Origin of the sequence: Sutterella massiliensis (assembly GCF_016899755.1) — a bacterium.
GTDB classification, from domain to species: domain Bacteria; phylum Pseudomonadota; class Gammaproteobacteria; order Burkholderiales; family Burkholderiaceae_F; genus Sutterella; species Sutterella massiliensis.
The window spans coordinates 200,566-218,216 of sequence record NZ_JACJJC010000002.1 but is presented as its reverse complement, the minus strand read 5'-3'; the positions used below and the strand labels follow the sequence as shown (position 1 = coordinate 218,216).

Annotated in this window: 12 protein-coding genes and 1 other RNA gene; 10 read left to right on the top strand and 3 right to left on the bottom strand. The window is 64.5% G+C overall.

Features of this window, described 5'->3' with window-relative positions; translation table 11 throughout:
• The first annotated feature begins 160 nt into the window (after positions 1–160).
• Positions 161–1,813 carry a D-alanyl-D-alanine carboxypeptidase/D-alanyl-D-alanine endopeptidase gene (gene dacB, locus H6A60_RS02320; protein ID WP_205101807.1) on the top strand — a complete coding sequence of 551 codons (1,653 nt, stop codon included), beginning with the start codon at positions 161–163 and terminating at the stop codon, positions 1,811–1,813.
• A gap of 63 nt (positions 1,814–1,876) precedes the next feature.
• Here dacB and H6A60_RS02315 read toward each other — a convergent pair whose 3' ends face one another.
• From H6A60_RS02315 to H6A60_RS02305, 3 genes are all read right to left on the bottom strand, one after another.
• Entirely contained in the window at positions 1,877–4,216 is a 2,340-nt protein-coding gene (locus H6A60_RS02315) for a protein-disulfide reductase DsbD family protein (protein WP_205101806.1), read from the bottom strand.
• 18 nt (positions 4,217–4,234) lie between these two features.
• Complete coding sequence (hemL, locus tag H6A60_RS02310) at positions 4,235–5,524, bottom strand: glutamate-1-semialdehyde 2,1-aminomutase (protein WP_205101805.1); 1,290 nt, start codon at positions 5,522–5,524, stop codon at positions 4,235–4,237.
• A 369-nt stretch (positions 5,525–5,893) separates the two neighbouring features.
• Entirely contained in the window at positions 5,894–7,057 is a 1,164-nt protein-coding gene (locus tag H6A60_RS02305; RefSeq protein ID WP_205101804.1) for an outer membrane beta-barrel protein, read from the bottom strand.
• A 202-nt stretch (positions 7,058–7,259) separates the two neighbouring features.
• Here H6A60_RS02305 and rnpB point away from each other — a divergent pair.
• The 9 genes from rnpB (at position 7,260) to murD (ending at position 17,646) form a co-directional block, all read left to right on the top strand.
• An RNA gene (rnpB, locus tag H6A60_RS02300) (RNase P RNA component class A) lies at positions 7,260–7,571 on the top strand.
• A 366-nt stretch (positions 7,572–7,937) separates the two neighbouring features.
• The gene (locus H6A60_RS02295) at positions 7,938–8,393 is read left to right on the top strand and encodes a division/cell wall cluster transcriptional repressor MraZ (RefSeq protein WP_239477533.1); all 456 of its coding nucleotides are present in this window, start codon (positions 7,938–7,940) and stop codon (positions 8,391–8,393) included.
• A gap of 44 nt (positions 8,394–8,437) precedes the next feature.
• Positions 8,438–9,439: a 16S rRNA (cytosine(1402)-N(4))-methyltransferase RsmH gene (rsmH, locus tag H6A60_RS02290; protein ID WP_205101803.1), complete on the top strand. Its 1,002-nt coding sequence runs from the start codon at positions 8,438–8,440 to the stop codon at positions 9,437–9,439.
• 14 nt (positions 9,440–9,453) lie between these two features.
• Complete coding sequence (locus H6A60_RS02285; RefSeq protein WP_205101802.1) at positions 9,454–9,891, top strand: hypothetical protein; 438 nt, start codon at positions 9,454–9,456, stop codon at positions 9,889–9,891.
• The gene (locus H6A60_RS02280) at positions 9,888–11,726 is read left to right on the top strand and encodes a peptidoglycan D,D-transpeptidase FtsI family protein (RefSeq protein ID WP_205101801.1); all 1,839 of its coding nucleotides are present in this window, start codon (positions 9,888–9,890) and stop codon (positions 11,724–11,726) included. The genes H6A60_RS02285 and H6A60_RS02280 overlap by 4 nt, the downstream gene beginning before the upstream one ends.
• A 25-nt stretch (positions 11,727–11,751) precedes the next feature.
• Complete coding sequence (locus H6A60_RS02275) at positions 11,752–13,323, top strand: UDP-N-acetylmuramoyl-L-alanyl-D-glutamate--2,6-diaminopimelate ligase (RefSeq protein WP_239477532.1); 1,572 nt, start codon at positions 11,752–11,754, stop codon at positions 13,321–13,323.
• Between the two features lie 31 nt (positions 13,324–13,354).
• The gene (locus tag H6A60_RS02270; RefSeq protein WP_205101800.1) at positions 13,355–14,836 is read left to right on the top strand and encodes a UDP-N-acetylmuramoyl-tripeptide--D-alanyl-D-alanine ligase; all 1,482 of its coding nucleotides are present in this window, start codon (positions 13,355–13,357) and stop codon (positions 14,834–14,836) included.
• A gap of 68 nt (positions 14,837–14,904) precedes the next feature.
• The gene (gene mraY / locus H6A60_RS02265) at positions 14,905–16,059 is read left to right on the top strand and encodes a phospho-N-acetylmuramoyl-pentapeptide-transferase (protein ID WP_205101799.1); all 1,155 of its coding nucleotides are present in this window, start codon (positions 14,905–14,907) and stop codon (positions 16,057–16,059) included.
• Between the two features lie 36 nt (positions 16,060–16,095).
• Positions 16,096–17,646: a UDP-N-acetylmuramoyl-L-alanine--D-glutamate ligase gene (murD, locus tag H6A60_RS02260; protein WP_205101798.1), complete on the top strand. Its 1,551-nt coding sequence runs from the start codon at positions 16,096–16,098 to the stop codon at positions 17,644–17,646.
• Positions 17,647–17,651 lie beyond the last annotated feature (5 nt).

The following is a 17,651-nucleotide window of genomic DNA, read 5'->3' as shown; positions in this document are numbered from 1 at the left end:
CGTGAAATAAAGACGGCGTCGTAGTGCGGAGCTCGCTTTTCCGTTGGAGGTATCATCAAAAGAAGTCCGCAGAAAAAGTGTGGTGCATTTTCTTTTTTTTTCCTTCGAGGGTGAGCCCGTGAGAGCATCTTCAGCACGATTCCTAAAGCAGAGCACGCCGATGCGTGCTCTTGGCGCCGCGCTTTGCGCGGCGTGCTTCACGCTCTGGGCTGCAAGCCCTGCGGCGGCGCAGCCCAAGCCGAGCGAAAGTGTCGCCAAGACGGCAAAGGCCGTCTCGAGTGTGCCCGAAGCGATTGCGGGCGCTGCCAAGCGCTACAAGGTCGATCTTGACGATGTCGTGATTGCCGTGATGCCGCTCGAAGGCGTGAGGCTCGACGCGTCGGGCCGCTCGAACGTCTCGACGCTGCCGCTGCGCTACGGACTTAATGCCGAGCGCAGCGTGCGGCCCGCTTCGACCGCGAAGCTCGTGACGACGCTTGTCGGACTCGAGACGCTCGGCGCGGGCTTTCACTGGTACACGCGTTTTTTTGCCGATGCCGAACCGGACGCCAAAGGGCGGCTCAAGGGCAACATCTATGTACGAGGCGGCGGCGACCCGACGCTTGTGATCGAAGACTTTGCACTTCAGGTCGACAAGCTCGCACAGCTCGGCGTCAAGCACATCACGGGCAATCTCGTTGTCGATCGCTCGTACTTCAACGTGCCGCCGATCGACGAGAGCGCCTTTGACGGCAGAAGCTCTCGCCCCTACAACCTCGGACCCGATGCGGCGCTGCTCAACTACCGCAACCTCTCGCTCGAACTCGTGCCCGATCGCGAAGCGGGCGTAGCGCGCGTTGTCGCGCTACCGCCGATGGCGGGCGTGCGGCTGCCGAAAACCGTGAAGCTCACCAAAGGCGGGTGCGGCGACTGGAAAACGAAGTTGGGCTTCAAGCTGCGCACGGAGAAAACAGGCGCCAAGCGCGTCGTCTTCAACGGGGGACTGCCGCGCGCATGCGGTCCGAAGGTCTACAACGTGATTGCGTTCGAGGCTGACGAATACTTCGAGCGCGTTTTCCGCGCACTTTGGGAAAAGGACGGTCGCACGTGGAAGGGGCGCGTCGTCGAGGGACGCGTGCCCGAATCGGCTGAGCGGCTCTTTACGCGCATGTCGCCTTCGCTCTCCGAAGTGCTCCCCCTCATTAATAAATGGTCCAACAACACCATGGCCCGGCACGTCTTTCTCACGCTCGGCCAAAAGAAGGTGAAAGAAGAGGAAGAGGCGGCTCGAAAAGCCGAAGCCGCCGAAGAAAAAGCGGCCAAATCCGAGAAAGCTGCGAACGCCGGGAAGGCCGCCGCCAGCAAGAACGCGTCGCCCAAGGCGGTTGAACTCAAGGAATTCCCGCGCGGCACGACCCTCGAAGACGCCCGCACGGTTGTGGCCGAGTGGCTGCGCGAGCGAGGCATTGACGAGAAGGCCGTCTACATCGAGAACGGTTCGGGGCTTTCGCGCGAGACGCGCGTGACGGGCCGCGTCATGAGCGAGATTCTCGCCGCAGGCTGGCAAGGACCGTACTGGCCGGAATTTGCCGCATCGCTTCCGATTTCCGGCGAGGACGGCACCATGGTCCGGCGCAAGACGGCCGTCGCGCACGGGCGCATCAAAACGGGGTTCTTGAACGACGTGCGAGCGATCGGCGGCTACGTGCAGACGCGTGCGGGCGAGCGCTACGCGATTTATGCGAGTGTGCACGGCGCTAAAAGCGTCGCTCGCGGGATTCCGTTTCTCGACCGGGTGATCGACTGGGTGTATGAACTGCCCGCCTCCCGCTGAGAGCGATTGCCGCCAACGAAAAACGGCGTCCGAACCGGACGCCGTTTTTCTTGGCGAGCGCTTTTACTTTTTCCCGATCGCCTCGAGCACGATCGAGGGTGTTAGAAGCTCGGGGAGCACCTCAACACCGCCGCCCGGGCGGTAGATGAGGTAGAGTGGCACGCCGCTGCGGCCGAACGCTTCGAGAACCGATGTGATCGCGGGATCGCGGTTCGTCCAGTCGCCCATGAGGCGCACGTAGCCGAGTTCGTTGAAGCGTTCGACAACTTCGTCGCGCTCCAGTGCGGCAAGCTTGTTGGCCTGACACGTAACGCACCACGCGGCCGTGAAGTCGACAAAGACCGGTCGGCCCTGCGCGAGTGCGGATTCGACGGCCGCTTCGCTCCAAGGCTGCCAGCCCTCGGCAACGGTGCGGTCCGCACGCACGAACATCTCGAGGTTCGCCGCCGCGACGGAAGCCGCCGCGAGAATCGCCATGGCAGCCATGACCGGGCGGTTGCGCCCGAGCCCCCACTGCTCGCGTCCGAGGAGCCAGCAGAAGACGGCTGTCGCACCGAGACCGCAGACGACCACAAGCATGCCGAAGAAGTCGACCTGCTTGCTGAGCACCCAGCCGAGCCAGATGACGGCTGCGGCCATCGGAACGGCCATGATTTTGCGGAAGGTTTCCATCCAGGGACCGGGCTTGGGAAGGCGCTTGGCCCACTGCGGGAAGACGCAAAGGAGCAACCACGGCATCGACATCCCTAGCCCGAGCGCCACGAAGACGAGAAGCGCCTCAATGGCGGGCTGCGTGAGTGCGTAGCCCAAAGCCGCTCCCATAAAGGGTGCCGTACAGGGGCTCGCGACAATGACGGCGAGTACGCCCGTGAGGAACGAGCTTGCCAAGCCCGTCTTCGGTGCGTCGCGCAGCACTTTGGCGTCGGCAACGCGCGACCCAGCAGTGAACTCGAAGAGCCCTGCGAGGTTCATCGTGATGGCGCCAAAGAGCAGAATGAGAAGCGCCACCACCCAGGGCGACTGCAGCTGAAAGCCCCAGCCGAGGGCGCCCCCCATCGCGCGAAGTGCGAGAAGCACGCCCGAGAGCACGGCCATCGTGAGGACGGAGCCCGACGTGAAGGCGAGACCGTGCCCGAGGAGGCGTTCGCCGCGTTGCGCGCCGCCGATGAGCTGCAGGAGCTTCAAAGAAAGCACCGGGAAGACGCACGGCATCAGATTGAGAATGAGGCCCCCCGCGAAGGCGAAGACGAGCGCCGAGAGCGTCGTGAGGGACTGCGCCGCACAGGCGCCGCGATCTGCAAAAGCAGCGCCCGCGCCTGCGTCGCTTGAAGCCGCGGCACTTCGAGGCGCCGCAGGCGGCACGATCTCGCCCGCTTCAAGCGGAATCGACGCTTCGATCGCCCAGCCGCCAGCGGCGGGGCCGCCGTCGGCGACGAGAATGCCTTCAATGGCTTCCGTAGGCGCGTTGGCGAACTTTTCGTGCGCGGCGATATAGAGCGAACTCGCCGCGGCGCGCTCAAGCGTTACGTCAGCCGAGGACGACTGTCCGTCGGCTTCGCTCAACGCTGCGGCCCGCGTTTCGAAAACGGGGGCTTCGGCGTAGTTGACGACGTTGCGTTCGCTCGGGAAGAAGTCGAGCGAACGCTTCACGGGCAGGCCCGCGAGCTCGTCGATGCGGATCTTCGTGCCGTCGATCACGGCGCGTAGCGACTCGGCGCTCGCGGGCGTTTCGGGAATGCGTTTGAGCGCCTCGCCGATCAGGGCGGCATCGGGACCGGGCTTGGCGGAAACGCGCAGCGGCAGCCGCAACTCCGCGTCGGCCGATTCCGGCACGCACATGTCGCGGCAGGCGAGATAATCGACGTGCAGCCGAATACGAACGCTTCCCGAGGTGCCCGCCGAGCGCGGGATCTCGACGCGAAGCGGGAACGCGGTTTCACCCCCGTAGCCAAAGCTCGTGATGTTGCCTGTGAGGAGCCGCTCGGGGAGCGGGAATGCGGGCGCCGTGGCTTTGAAGCCCGGCGGCAGCGTAAAGGTGAATTCCGGGGGCAGCCCCGCTTCGCCCGGATTCTTCCAGTAGGTGTGCCAGCCCGCCTCGTGCTCGAAGACGACGGCCAAGCGGTTCTCCGCCTGCGGCGTCAACGCATCGTTTTCGGCCGCAAGGCGCACGCGCACGTGGCGCGGCTCCGTTCGTTGGCCGGATGCCGCACCCTTGGCTGCGTCGATCGCCGAGAGCCACCCGTCGCCAGAAGGCGCCGCAGCGGCAGGCGCGGCGACGCCCGCGCCTAGGGCGAGCGCCGTGCCGAACGCGAGTAGCGCCCGAGCGGCGTCTTTCGCTGCCGAGTGCGCGTTCTTCAAAAGTGAACCGAGGGCGCGCGGCATGCTGAGACCGTACGTCTTCATAAAAGCTCTCTCAAGGGATTAGTGCTTGGCGATGTCGGCGAACGTTTCGCGAGCCGCTTCGATCGTCTTTTCGATCACCGCATCGTCGTGCGTGATCGAAACAAACCCGGCTTCGAAGGTCGAGGGCGCGAAATAGACACCGCGCTCGAGCATGCCGTGGAAGAAGCTGTTGAAGAGCGCCTGGTCGGCCTTCATTACGTCGGCAAAGCCCTTGGGCTGCTCGGGCAGGCAGTAGATGCCGAACATGCCGCCCACGCTGTCGCCGCAGAAGTTTTCGATGCCCGCTTCGCGCGCGGCGGCCGTGAGGCCCGCGATGAGTTTTTCAGTCTGACTGCCGAGCTTTTCGTAAAAGCCCGGCGTCTGGATGAGACGCAGCGTCGCGAGGCCGCTTGCCACGGCAACGGGGTTGCCAGAGAGCGTGCCCGCCTGGTAGACCGGACCGCAGGGCGCGACCTTTTCCATGATGTCGCGGCGCCCGCCGAAGGCGGCAACGGGCATGCCGCCGCCGATCACCTTGCCGAGCATCGTGATGTCGGGCGTGACGTTAAAGAGCGACTGCGCGCCGCCCAGGGCCACGCGGAAGCCCGTCATCACTTCGTCAACGATGAGAAGCGCGCCGTGTTCGGTGCAGAGGCGGCGCATCGTGTCGATAAATTCCTGCGTGCCGCGCACGAGATTCATGTTGCCCGCGAACGCTTCGACGATCACGCATGCAATGTCGTCGCCCCACTGACGGAAGGCGTCTTCAAGCTGTTGCGGGTTGTTGTATTCGAGCACGAGCGTGTGTTCCGTAACGGAAGCAGGAACGCCCGCCGACGAGGGATTGCCGAAGGTGAGGAGCCCGGAGCCCGCCTTCACGAGAAGCGAGTCGGAGTGGCCGTGGTAGCAGCCTTCGAACTTGATGATCTTGTTGCGGCCCGTGTAGCCGCGTGCGAGGCGGATGGCCGACATTCCCGCTTCGGTGCCCGAGGAGACGAGGCGGACCTCTTCGATCGAAGGCACGAGCTTCACGATTTCCTGTGCGATGCGCACTTCGCCTTCGGTCGCCGCGCCAAAGGAGAGACCGTTGTCGACGGCGGCCTTGACGGCGTCGACCACTTCGGGGTTGTTGTGTCCGAGGATCATCGGACCCCAGCTGAGTACGTAGTCGATGAAGGCCTTGCCTTCGACGTCCCACATGTAGGGACCCTTGGCGCGTTCGATGAAGCGCGGCGCGCCGCCGACGGAACGGAAAGCGCGCACGGGCGAATTGACGCCGCCCGGGATCAGTTCCTGCGCACGGTCGAAAAGGCTCTGGTTGAGATCCATCTTGTGACTCCAGTTTTGTCGCTGCCGAGGCCGGCGATGCCGCTCGCGGTTCGTCGGGAACGAGCCGCAAGTGACGCGCGGGCGCATCGGCCCGCCGGTTGGTCGGATTTTGTTGGGAAGTGTGTGAAAAAGTCGGTTCGCTAGTCTTTCGAAAATCCGAATAGTCTAGTGACACTAGCGTGTTCGGCTTTTGCTCTGTTTTCTCGAAAAGGTGCTCGCTGTGGAAAACCGCAGACGGCGAGCTTGCGAAATATGCGGCATTTTACGGGCTTACGGTGAAGGGAAAATTATTGCGCGCAAAATGCGGGAACGCCGCACCCGCACGAAGCGTGCGGTGCGGCGTTCAAGCGAGATTCCTTGCGAGCCCGGTCAGAAAGCCAGACCGACACTCAGCGTGAATTCAGTGGGCATGCCCTTCAGCACGTAGTCGTTGTCGCGCCCGTCGACGACGCCCTTAAAGCGCGAGATGTTCGTATCCATGCTGCCAGTGATGTGGATGAGATCGGTCGCCGCCCACGTGAAGCCCATGGTGAGTGCGGGGTGCACATTCCAGTCGGAGCCCGCGTCCGACTCGGCGTGCGAAACGCCGAAGCCGCCGCCCGCAAAGAGACGGAAGGTCTTGGCGACATCGATGTTGTAGGCGATCGTGAGCGAGTAGGTCTCGATGTCGAGCGACATGTCCTTGCTGCCCGGGACCTTCACGTCGTGCGAACCCTTCTTGTAGCGCAGGTCCGTCTGCCAGCTGCGCCCCGAGTAGTGGCGCAAGCCCACACCCCAAACCGAGTCGTTCTTGACCGTATTCGGCGACTCTTCTTCGCCGTTGTCGACGTAGCGCCACCCCCAGCTGCCGTAGAGGAGGTTCGGCGTCTTCACCCAGGGGCTCTCGGCCGAAAGCGGCATCTTGCGCGAACCCGCGTTGTCGATCGCGATCGACGTGTACATGAAGAAGACGTTCGTAAACGGAATGTACGTCGTGTAGAAGGAGACGGTGTCGGTCCCCACCTTCACGACCGGCAGCGGCAGCGGGCAGGGCAGCCACATGTAGTCGCCTCGCATCGTGATGCCGGCCAAGTAGCCCGCACCCCAGTGCAGCCCCGTGTTGCCGATCGGCCAGCGCGCCACCCACGAGTAGCCCACCATCGGCTCGACACGGTAGTTCGAGTCGACAAAGCTCACGAGAAAGAACATGCGCTCGTTGCCGCGATCGTCAATCACTTGGCGGGCGAGCCCCATGCCGAAGGGATAGGCGTTTTCTTCGCTGCGATTGTCCCAATTCCACGCCGGGTGGTTGGTGAAGGTCGGCACGACCCAGAGGTCGCTGCCGTTTTCCATGATGTAGCGGGCGCCTTCTTTGGTGTCCGACCAGAACGAGGCCCAGTCGCCCGGGCGCGAGGCGGAGGACTTGGCGAGGCCTGCGGGCGTCGTGTCGATGACGGCTTCGAGCGCGTCGGAGAGTGCGGACGCTTGGGCGCAGCCCGCAAAAAGAAGAGCGGCGCCGCTCGCGGCCAGGAGCGGGAGTTTGGTGCGATTCATTTTGACGAAAGGTTGGTGCGCACGGACTTCGCGGCCGAGTGGCCGGTCCGATGCGTCGAATTGGCCCATCATTTTCCCACAAACGAAGAATCGCTTCTTTGACGAGGCGTTGACGGCGTCGGCGGCACCCTGGGTGCGACGAAGGCGACGCCTCGCGCTTGAAAGTCCTCGGGCGCTTCTATAAAGTAGCGCTCCTGCAGCGGGAGTTCTCCGGGCGATCGTCGGCAGCCTTCGGGCTGCGGGAGGAAAGTCCGGACTCCGCAGGGCACCGTAGGAGGTAACGCCTCTCCGCCGTGAGGCGCGGATTAGAGCAACAGAGACGAGTCGGTCTTCGGATCGGGTGAAACGGGCAATCTCTACGGGGAGCAACATCAAATAGGCAGCCACACGGACCGGCCCGGTTTCGGCTGCGGGTAGATGGCTTGAGGCGGCGCGCGAGCGTCGTCCTAGAAGAATGATCGCCGTCGTCGGGCTCCCGACGAAACAGAATCCGGCTTATAGGGGAGGTCCCGCTGCAACATCCTTTCTCTCTCTCGTCTTTGCGCCGAGACCGCGGCTTTTCTTTTTGCTCTTCCTACTTTTGCGGTTTTCGGGCGTTCTGCGCACAGCTCTGCCGCGTCTTTTCCTCGGGTTCATTTCCTGCGTGCCTTTCCAGAGAAGTGCACGCTTGCGTTGTCGTGTCTTCGGGGCCGGTCGATGCGGGTGCGCCGCCGCAAAAAATCTTCACGAATCGATTCGTCGGGAGCCGCTCCCCACGCTCGTGCGGCCTGCATTTGTGGGAAAATGTGGGTTTTAGCGGCAGCGGCGAGAAAGACTCGCGCCGACGCTTCTTCGATGATCGGAAAATATCCGCAAGACCACTGCGGCAGAGGCACTTTCAATGATGCCCGCTTTCGAGGGAACGGCGCTCGTGACGCTTGATGCAAAGGGACGGTTCGCCGTGCCGGCGCTCTTTCGCGATGCGCTTTTGGGCTCCGAGCAAACGTCCGACACCGGCTCGACGCCGGGCACGGTCGTGCTCACGCGCCACCCCGACGGGTGCCTTGTCGTCTATCCCGAGTCGGTCTGGCGCATCAAGCGCGAAAAGCTCGCGGCGCTTCCCTATTCGGCGCGCGCCTTCGTGCGGCTTGTGCTCGGCAGCGCCCGAACGATTGCGGCCGACCGTGCGGCGCGCCTTTTGGTGCCCGCCGATCTGCGTACGCTCGCCGGCATCGAACGAAACGCCGTGCTGATCGGGCTCGGCGCCCATCTCGAGCTCTGGCCGCGCGAAGCGTATGAGGCGATGCAGGCCGAGGCTTTCAATGTGCCGCTCGAGACGGCCGACTTTACTTTCTGACGGTCCTCCCCGGGGCCGCGACTCTTGCGGAGAGCAGATTTGCCATGACTGAAGCGTTCGTTCATCTCTCGGTTTTGGGCGTCGAGGCGCCGCGCGCACTCGTCACCGATGCCGACGGGCTCTACGTGGACGGGACGTTCGGCCGAGGCGGCCACAGCCGCCGCATCCTTTCGATGCTCTCCGAGAAAGGGCGCCTGATTGCGTTCGACCGAGATCCGGAAGCGGTGAAGGCCGCGGCCGACATTCGGGATCCGCGCTTTCAAATCATTCACGCGCCTTTTTCGCACATGCGCGAAGCGTTGGGCGAGATCGGCGTCACGGCCGTGAACGGCGTCTTTCTCGATATCGGCGTCTCCTCGCCGCAGATTGACGACGCCTCCCGCGGCTTCTCCTTCCGCTTTGACGGTCCTTTGGACATGCGTATGGATACGACGCGCGGCGAGACCGCGGCCGAGTGGCTCGCGCGTGCGCCCGAGGGCGACATCGTGCGCGTTCTTGCCGATTACGGCGAAGAGCGCTTTGCCGGGAAAATTGCCCGCGCGATCGTTGCCGAGCGCGAAAAGTCGCCCATTGAAACCACCAAAGCGCTCGCGTCGCTCGTCGAGCGCGTCGTGCCGCGCAACCGCCGCGATGCGGTGCAGCACCCCGCCACGCGTACTTTTCAGGCCGTGCGCATTCAGGTGAACGGCGAACTTGACGAACTTTCGAGCGCGCTCGAAGCTGCGGGCTCGCTCCTGCTGCCCGGCGGGCGCTTGGCCGTTATCGCTTTCCATTCGCTCGAAGACCGCATCGTCAAGCGCTTCTTCGAGCGTACGGCGCACCCCGAGCGCGCCATCGATCCGCGTTTGCCGATCCCTGTCGAGCAGCTGCCGAAGCCGCTCTTTGAGGCGCCAGAACGCATCCTGCCGAGCAAGGCCGAGTGCGAAGCCAATCCGCGTGCGCGCTCGGCCGTGCTGCGCGCGGCCGCGCGAACGGCCGAGCCGTGGCGCGCGACGGACGCCGCGCCCGCATCGGGCGCGAAGTCTGCTTCGAGTCGACAGCGCTAGTCGGAGGCGTTCGGATGCGAAGCGTCTCCCGTGCCGAACTCGTTGCGGTGGCGTTCCTCGGAGCGATTTTATTCGTCAGCGCCCTCGCGCTCGTCGAGCTCCACTACCGCGCTCGACTGCTCTTCGTGACGCACGAGCACGAGGTCGGCATCTCGCGCCGTCTGCTTGACGATCAAGCCGAGCTCCAGATGAAGGTGCGCCGCGCGGCGCTCCCCGGCGTTATCTCGTCGAGCGCGCAAGCCTACGGACTTGAGGGAGCAACGGGTGCCGTGACCTATACGCTTGTGATCGATGACGCGGGTGGCATCGCCTACGCGGAAGAGACCGCGGCGCGTCTCGTGCCCGAAACCCCTGCGGGTGAAACCGTCGGTGCGGCCAAGTCGAACGACGCAGCTGGCGGGCAGGGCGTCAAGCAAAAAAGCGCCGCCGGCCGCTCGGAGGGTGCGCGATGAGTTCGCCCCTTTCACTTCTCAAGGAGATCGCCGCGGCCGTCTGGCGTGCGGTGGTCGAAGTCATTCGCCGCGACCGTGCGGCCAAAAAGGCCGAGCCGCGTGAAGCGGCGAGTCCTCTTCTTGTTATTCCGATCCCGCCGCGGCGCACCTATATCGCGATGGGCTGTATTTCGCTCGGGTTTCTTGCCCTCGCAGGGCGTGCGCTCTGGCTGCAGCTCTTCTCGTCCGACTTTTTGAAGGGACAAGGTGAGGCGCGCTACGCGCGCACGCTCACGATTGCGGGCGTGCGCGGCGAGATTCTCGACCGCAACGGCGTCGTGCTTGCGTCATCGCAGCCCGTTCGCAGCATCTGGGCGGACCCGGCCTTCGCGAAGAAAGCAACGCGCAGCGAACTTGAGGCGCTTGCCAAAGTGCTCGAGGTGCCCTATGCAACGATTCGCGACAAAATCCGCAAGAACGAACAAAAAAATTTCGTCTATCTCGCCCGTCAAAAGGACGTGACGACCGCAGAGGCCGTTCGCGCGCTCGCGATTCCCGGGATCGGCATCACGCCCGAGGTGCTTCGCGAATATCCCGACGGCCCCGTCATGGCGCACGTTGTGGGCTACACCGGCTGGAACGACCGGGGGCAGGAAGGCGTCGAGCTCTCCTGCGACAAACTTTTGGCCGGCGCACCCGGTGCGCGCCGCGTCATCCGCGACCGGCTCGGGCGCATCGTCGACGACGTCTGGGCCAAGGAAGCCGTGCCCGGGCGCGACGTGACGCTCTCGATCGATTCGCGCGTGCAGTTCATTGCCTACAAGGCGCTCGGCGAGCAGATGGAAAAAAGTGAAGCGCTCGCTGGCGCCGTGGTCGTTGCCGACATCGAAACGGGCGAAATCCTTGCGCTTGCGAACGCGCCCACGTACGACCCGAACGATCGCTCGACGATGGTCTTCGATCGCACGCGCAACCGCGTCATCACCGACCAGTTTGAGCCCGGCTCGACCATGAAGCCCTTTGCGATCGCCAAGGCGCTTGATCTTGGTATCGTGCGGCCGTTCACGACGATACAGACGGCGCCGGGCAAACTTACGATCGGCGACCGCACGATCGGCGACGTGCACGACTACGGGCTTTTGACCGTTTCGGAGATCGTCTCGAAGTCCTCCAACATCGGTACCGTCAAGATCGCGCTCGAAATGTCCCCGCAGACCTTGTGGGACATGTACACGGCGCTCGGCTTCGGGCGTGCGCCCGATATCGGCTTTCCCGGCGCGACCGCGGGGCGCCTGCGTCCAGCGAAATCCTGGCGCCCGATCGAGCAGGCGACGATTTCCTACGGGCACGGCGTCACGGTTTCGCTCCTGCAGCTCGTTCGCGCGTATACGGCCATTGCGCGCGAGGGCGACGTGATCAATTTGACGCTGATGAAGCGTAAGCCCGGCGAAGCGGTCAAGGGCGAGCAGGTCTTTAAGCCCGAGACAATGCGACTCATGCGCGCGATGATGATGAATACGGTGCGCCGCGGCGGCACCGCGACGCGCATCAGCGTGCCGGGCTACACGGTGGCGGGCAAAACGGGTACGGCCAACAAGGTGAAGGACGGTCGTTACGTGCGCGACACGGTGGCAAGTTTCGTCGGGATCGTTCCCGCCACGCAGCCGCGTTTCATTGTGGCCATCATGATCGACGAACCGAAAAAGGGCAGCCGCTTCGGCGGCGCCGTAGCGACCCCGATCTTCAACAAGGTGGCTTCGGGCGTGCTGCGCACGTTCATGGTGCCGCCCGACGATCCGCTCCCCGCGCCGGGTACACGGCTCGCGAGTGCGGGTGCGCGAAAGCGCGCCAATTGATTTTTTTGGAAGAAGAAATTCGCAAATGACTGCAGAACGCAAGGAAGAAAACGCCATGGCGATCGAAAAGGACATTGCCGAAGCGGCAGCGTGGGTGAAGAGCCTCGCGCACGAAGGCGCGCACCTGCGACTCGACAGCCGGGCCGTGCGTCCGGGCGACGTTTTCGTCGCGGTGCCGGGTGCAACGGTCGACGGGCGAAACTTCATTCGCGTCGCTGCCGCCCGCGGGGCTGCGGGCGTGCTCTACGAAGCGCGCGACGATGTGCCTGCGGGCGAACACTATCCGGTTGCCGCGCGCGGCGTGAAAAATTTGAAGGCTCACTTAGGCGAAGTCGCCGCCGCTTTTTACGATATGCCGAGCGCGCGCATGACCGGGATTGCGGTGACGGGGACGAACGGCAAAACGACGACCGCTTTCTGGACGGCGCAGCTTTTGACGAAGCTCGGCGCCCCCTGCGGCGTGATCGGGACGGTGGGGACGTTTTTCAACGGGCGCACCTTTGAGGCGCCTGAGCTGACGACCCCGGACGCCGTGTCGCTTCAGGGGATTTATGCCGATCTCGCCGCCGCGGGCGCCAAGGCTTTTGCGGTGGAAGCGAGCTCGGTCGGGCTCGAACAGGGGCGCTTGACGGGCTCGGCCTTCTCGGTCGGCATTTTCACAAACCTCTCGCGTGACCACCTTGACTACCACCGAACGATGCAGGCTTACGAAGACGCCAAGGCCGAACTCTTCCGCTGGCCCGGGCTCGGTGCGGCGGTACTCAATGCGAACGACCCCGTGAGCGCGCATTTTGCGTCCGTTGCCTGTGAACACGGCGCCGCGCTCTGGTTCACGGGCACGGACGGACGTGCGAGCGAACTCGCGCGTGCGTGGCCGGGTGCCCGCGTCCTCGAGGCCGACCAGATTGCCATGGGCGAGCGCGGCATGCGCTTTCGCCTCACGTTCGGCGAACAGGTCGAGACCGTTGAGATTGCGCAGCTCGGCGTTTTCAATATCGAGAACATGCTCGGCGTTGCTGCCGCAGCGCTCGCCTGCGGCTATTCGTTTGACGCGGTCGTCGCGCAGCTTGGTGCGCTCGAAGCGCCTCCGGGGCGTCTGGAACCCGTTTACGCTGAAGGCATGCCGCTAGGCGTCGTCGATTTTGCGCACACGCCCGACGGGCTCGAAAAGACGCTCGAGAGCCTTGCGCCCGCCGCGCGTGCGCGCGGCGGCAAGCTTTGGGTCGTGTTCGGCTGCGGCGGCGACCGGGATCCGGGGAAGCGCCCGATGATGGGCGAGATTGCCGCGAAGCTCGCCGAGCGCGTCGTCGTCACGAGCGACAACCCGCGCTCGGAGCCGCCCGAAGCGATCTGTCGTGCCGTCGAAGCGGGGGCCAGGCGCGTTGAGAGCGCTTCTCCCGTCGATGTGATCGTTGACAGGCGCGAGGCGGTGATTCACGCCGTGCTTGAAGCCGAGCCGCGCGACATTGTGCTCGTTGCCGGCAAAGGTCACGAAACCGAACAGATCACGCGCGAGGGCGCGCATCACTTCAGCGACGTCGAAGTGCTGCGCGAAGCCTTCAACGAGCGCCGCGTGCGGCTCCTCGCAAAGGCGTGATCGAAGGAATGCCTCTTCGGAGAGATGAAAAATGACGCAACGCCAACTGATAGATACCGAAAGTCTCGCGTGGCTCCGGGACGCCCTCTCGCCCCTTTTGATCGAGTCGACGCTCGGCGAGGAAGCGCTCTCGCTGCGGTTTGCGGCGATTGAGACGGATTCACGCGTCCTTGAAGCGGGTGTCGTCTTTGCGGCGCTCTCGGGCGAGCGCTTCGACGGACACGACTATGTCGAAAAAGCGCGTGAAGCGGGTGCCGTAGCGGCGATCGTTTCGCGCAGGCTCCCCGTCGATATTCCGCAGCTCGTCGTTGCCGACGTGCGCGAAGCCTTCGGACTAGCCGCCAAGCGCTGGCGTGCGCGCTACTCGCTCGGGCTTGCGGCCGTGGGCGGCAGCAACGGCAAAACGACGACGACGCAGATGATCGCCTCGATTCTGCGCGCGCGCTGGGGTGCGAATCGGATGCTCGCCACCGCAGGGAACCTCAACAATGAAATCGGCGTGCCGAAGACGCTCTTCGGGCTGCGTTTTGCGCATCGGGCCGCCGTCGTCGAAGCCGGCATGAATCACCCGGGCGAAATGGCGCGCCTGGCCGACTGGATTCGTCCGAGCGTTGCGGTTCTCACGAACGCGCAGCGCGAACATCAGGAGTTCCTCTCGAGCGTGGCGGAAACCGCGCACGAAAACGGACTTCTCATTGCGGCGCTCGCCGAGAGCGGCGTGGCCGTTTATCCGACGGACGACCCCTCTTGGGGCGTCTGGGCGTCGCTCGCGCTCGCGCGCGGCGTTCGCTCGGTGCGCTATGCCGCGGGGGCGCCCGTTGCGGGCGCCGAAGCCGACCTGACGGGCGAGACGCGTGAAGACGGTGCGCTTCGCATCCGGGGCGTTGTTCTCGGGCGCACGGTCGACTTCACGCTCAGGCTGGCGATTGCGGGCGAACACAACCGCCACAACGCCGTTGCCGCCGCTGCCGCAGCACTTGCGCTCGGCGTCGACGAGGCGTCGATCGTCGCCGGACTTGAAGCCTTTGAGGCGCTCGCTGGGCGAGGCCGCCGGCTCTTCTCGAAAAAGCGACCCGTGATTCTGATTGATGACGCTTACAACGCCAACCCCGACAGCGTTCTCGCATCGATGGCGATGCTCGCCGCCGAGCCGACCGCAGCCGATCGGCGCGTCTTCATTCTCGGCGACATGGGTGAAATCGGCGCGGACGCGCTCGAGCGCCATGCCGAAATGGGTGAACGGGCCAAGGCGCTCGGCATTGGCCGCTTCTGGACGGTGGGCGCCCTTTCCGAGGCGGCCGCGCACGCCTATGGCGAAGGCGCCAAGCATTTTCCGACGCGCGAAGCGCTCCTTGCGGCGCTCGACGAACTCTTGGCGGCGCTTCCCGGCGAAGGCGACGAAGGACCCGCCGCACGCGTCGTCGTGAAGGCGAGTCACGCCGCAGGCCTTGAAAAGGCGGTGGAAGCGCTTGCCGAGCGGCTCGACTGCCGGGGTGCGGGTGCAGCCGACTGAAACGAAGCGGGGCCTTTACGGCTCCCGAAACGATTGAAAAACTTCCAAGCAAAAAGAGATTCATAAAAATGCTGCTCGAACTGCTGCGCTCGATTGCCCAAACGCATTCGGACTTCGGCGTATTCAACTACCTCACGCTGCGCGCGCTTCTCGCGTGCCTCACGGCCTTCGTGCTCGGGCTCGCGCTCGGGCCCACGATGATTGCGCGCCTGAAGCGCATGCACTTCGGGCAGGCCGTTCGCACCGACGGCCCGAAGACGCACCTCGTCAAGGACGGCACGCCGACGATGGGCGGCGCGCTCATTCTCTTTGCAATCACGGTGTCGACCCTTCTCTGGGCCGACCTCGGCAACCGCTTCATCTGGGTGGTGCTCTTCGTGATGCTCGGCTACGGCGCGATCGGCTGGATCGACGACTATCGCAAGATCGTGCATCACAACCCGCGCGGCATGAGCGCACGTGAGAAGTTCTCCTGGCAGTCCGTGATCGCGATTGCGGCGGGCTTTTATCTTGCTTTTGCGCTCTCGGTGAAGCCCGGCGAGGGCTTGGGCGAGGCGCTCGCGGCTTGGTACGACGCGCGTTTTCCGCTCGACATGTCGGAGAACCTTCACCTCTTGATTCCGTGCTTTAAGGAAATTGCCTTCCCCTTCGGCCTGCTCGGTTTCATGATCTTCACCTTCGTCGTGATTGTGGGCTCGAGCAACGCGGTGAACCTCACCGACGGGCTTGACGGTCTGGCGATTCTGCCGACGGTTTTGGTCGGGAGCGCTCTCGGGATCTTTTGTTACGCGGGCGGGCGTCCCGACTACGCGCAGTACCTCTTTATTCCCTACATTCCGGGTGCGGGTGAGCTCGTCGTTTTCGCGGGCGCCCTCGCGGGCGCAGGCCTCGCATTTCTCTGGTTCAATGCGCATCCGGCGCAGGTCTTCATGGGCGACGTCGGCGCACTCGCGCTCGGCGGCGCCTTGGGAACGATGGCCGTTGTAGCGCGCCAGGAGCTCGTTCTCGCCGTCATGGGCGGGGTCTTTGTGGTCGAAACGCTCTCCGTCATGATTCAGACGGTGTACTTCCGCCTCTCGCACGGCAAGCGCGTTTTCCTGATGGCGCCGATTCACCACCACTTCGAGCTGAAGGGCTGGAAGGAAACGCAGGTCGTCACGCGCTTCTGGATCATCACCTTCATGCTGGTGCTTCTCGGGCTCGCGACGCTCAAGATCCGCTGATTTTTCGCTTCTCGCGCATAGGAAAGGACAGGAAAAATGTCGAAGAAAGCACTTGTGGTCGGACTCGGCGCGTCGGGACTGGCGGCTATCGAGTATCTGGTGCGGCGCGGCTGGTCGGTAGAAGCGGCCGACACGCGAGAGGCGCCGCCTAACGCCGAAAAGGTGCTCGCCGCCCACCCGGGCATGGTGCTTCATCTCGGGGGACTGCCCGAGACGCTCGCCGACGGGATCGACCTTCTCGTGATGTCGCCGGGCGTTTCGCCCTACTACGGGGCTGCCGCTGCGCTTGTGGCGTGCGCACGCGCGCGCGGCGTCGACATTGCGGGCGAAATCGAACTTTTTGCGCGCGAGCTCTCGCGCTTGAAGGCGGAGACGGGCTATGCGCCCAAGGTGATCGGCATTACGGGGACGAACGGCAAAACGACAACCACGTCGCTCACGGCGAAGATGATGGCCCAAGCGGGCTTTTCGACCGTCGCGGCGGGCAATATCGGTCCGAATGCCGTCACGGAGCTTCTTCGCGCCGAAGACGAGGGCAAGCTCCCCGACTGCTGGGTGCTCGAGCTCTCGAGCTTTCAGCTCGAGACGACCGCGACGCTTCGCTGCGACGCGGCGGCTTTATTGAACGTCACCGAAGACCACATCGACTGGCACGGCTCGCTTGAGGCGTACGCAGCCGCCAAGGCGCGCATTTTCTCCGAGTCGACCGTTCGCGTCGTCAATCGTGATGACGGCCATACGCTTGAAGCGGCGCGGCACGCAGGCGTTCGGGCGGGCGCATCGCCGAAGATTCTCACTTTCGGCGCGGATAGTCCGAAGGCGCCGGGCGAATACGGCCTCGTGGAAGCCGAAGGTCTCTCGTGGCTCGCGTTTGTGCCCGCGCCTGAAGGCGAAACACTTGCGGCGGGTTCGGTCAAGCAGCGTGCCAAGCGCGTGCGCGCGAGCGAACCGGGCGCGGCCGATGTCGAACGGCTCATGCCCGAAGACGCACTTTTGATCCGCGGACGCCACAACGCTATGAATGCGCTCGCGGCCGTGGCGCTCGCGACCGCAGCCGGTGCGTCGCTCGGGCGCGTGCTCGCGGCGCTTGCCGCCTATAAGGGCGAGCCCCACCGCGTCGAATACCTGCGCACGGTCGACGGCGTCGACTTCATTGATGACTCCAAGGGTACGAATGTCGGCGCCGTTGCAGCGGCCGTCAAGGGCTTTGCCGCGCAGAAGCGCCGCATTCTCATTGTTTTGGGCGGCGACGGCAAGGGACAGGACTTTTCGCCGTTGGCTGAGGCGCTCGCGGGGACGGCGGGCGCCGTGGCCCTGATCGGACAGGATGCGCGAAAAATCGGTGTGGCGCTTGACTGCCACGGCGCGTTTGCGGCGCCGAAGGCCTATTTCGAGACGCTCGAAGCCGCTGTCGACTGGCTTTGGACGGCGCACCGTCCGGGCGACGTGCTTCTGTTGTCGCCCGCGTGCGCTTCTTGGGACATGTTCCGCAACTACGCGCACCGCAGCGCCGTTTTTGCCGAGTGCGCCGCGCGCATTGCGGCCGATCTCGGCGCAGAAGACGATGCGACCGCTTCGGGCAACTGACCGCT

Coding starts and splice junctions, on each gene's coding strand:
- dacB (WP_205101807.1), top strand. CDS start 161: ATGCGTGCTCTTGGCGCCGCGCTTTGCGCGGCGTGCTTCACGCTCTGG.
- H6A60_RS02315 (WP_205101806.1), bottom strand. CDS start 4,216: ATGAAGACGTACGGTCTCAGCATGCCGCGCGCCCTCGGTTCACTTTTG.
- hemL (WP_205101805.1), bottom strand. CDS start 5,524: ATGGATCTCAACCAGAGCCTTTTCGACCGTGCGCAGGAACTGATCCCG.
- H6A60_RS02305 (WP_205101804.1), bottom strand. CDS start 7,057: ATGAATCGCACCAAACTCCCGCTCCTGGCCGCGAGCGGCGCCGCTCTT.
- H6A60_RS02295 (WP_239477533.1), top strand. CDS start 7,938: ATGATGCCCGCTTTCGAGGGAACGGCGCTCGTGACGCTTGATGCAAAG.
- rsmH (WP_205101803.1), top strand. CDS start 8,438: ATGACTGAAGCGTTCGTTCATCTCTCGGTTTTGGGCGTCGAGGCGCCG.
- H6A60_RS02285 (WP_205101802.1), top strand. CDS start 9,454: ATGCGAAGCGTCTCCCGTGCCGAACTCGTTGCGGTGGCGTTCCTCGGA.
- H6A60_RS02280 (WP_205101801.1), top strand. CDS start 9,888: ATGAGTTCGCCCCTTTCACTTCTCAAGGAGATCGCCGCGGCCGTCTGG.
- H6A60_RS02275 (WP_239477532.1), top strand. CDS start 11,752: ATGACTGCAGAACGCAAGGAAGAAAACGCCATGGCGATCGAAAAGGAC.
- H6A60_RS02270 (WP_205101800.1), top strand. CDS start 13,355: ATGACGCAACGCCAACTGATAGATACCGAAAGTCTCGCGTGGCTCCGG.
- mraY (WP_205101799.1), top strand. CDS start 14,905: ATGCTGCTCGAACTGCTGCGCTCGATTGCCCAAACGCATTCGGACTTC.
- murD (WP_205101798.1), top strand. CDS start 16,096: ATGTCGAAGAAAGCACTTGTGGTCGGACTCGGCGCGTCGGGACTGGCG.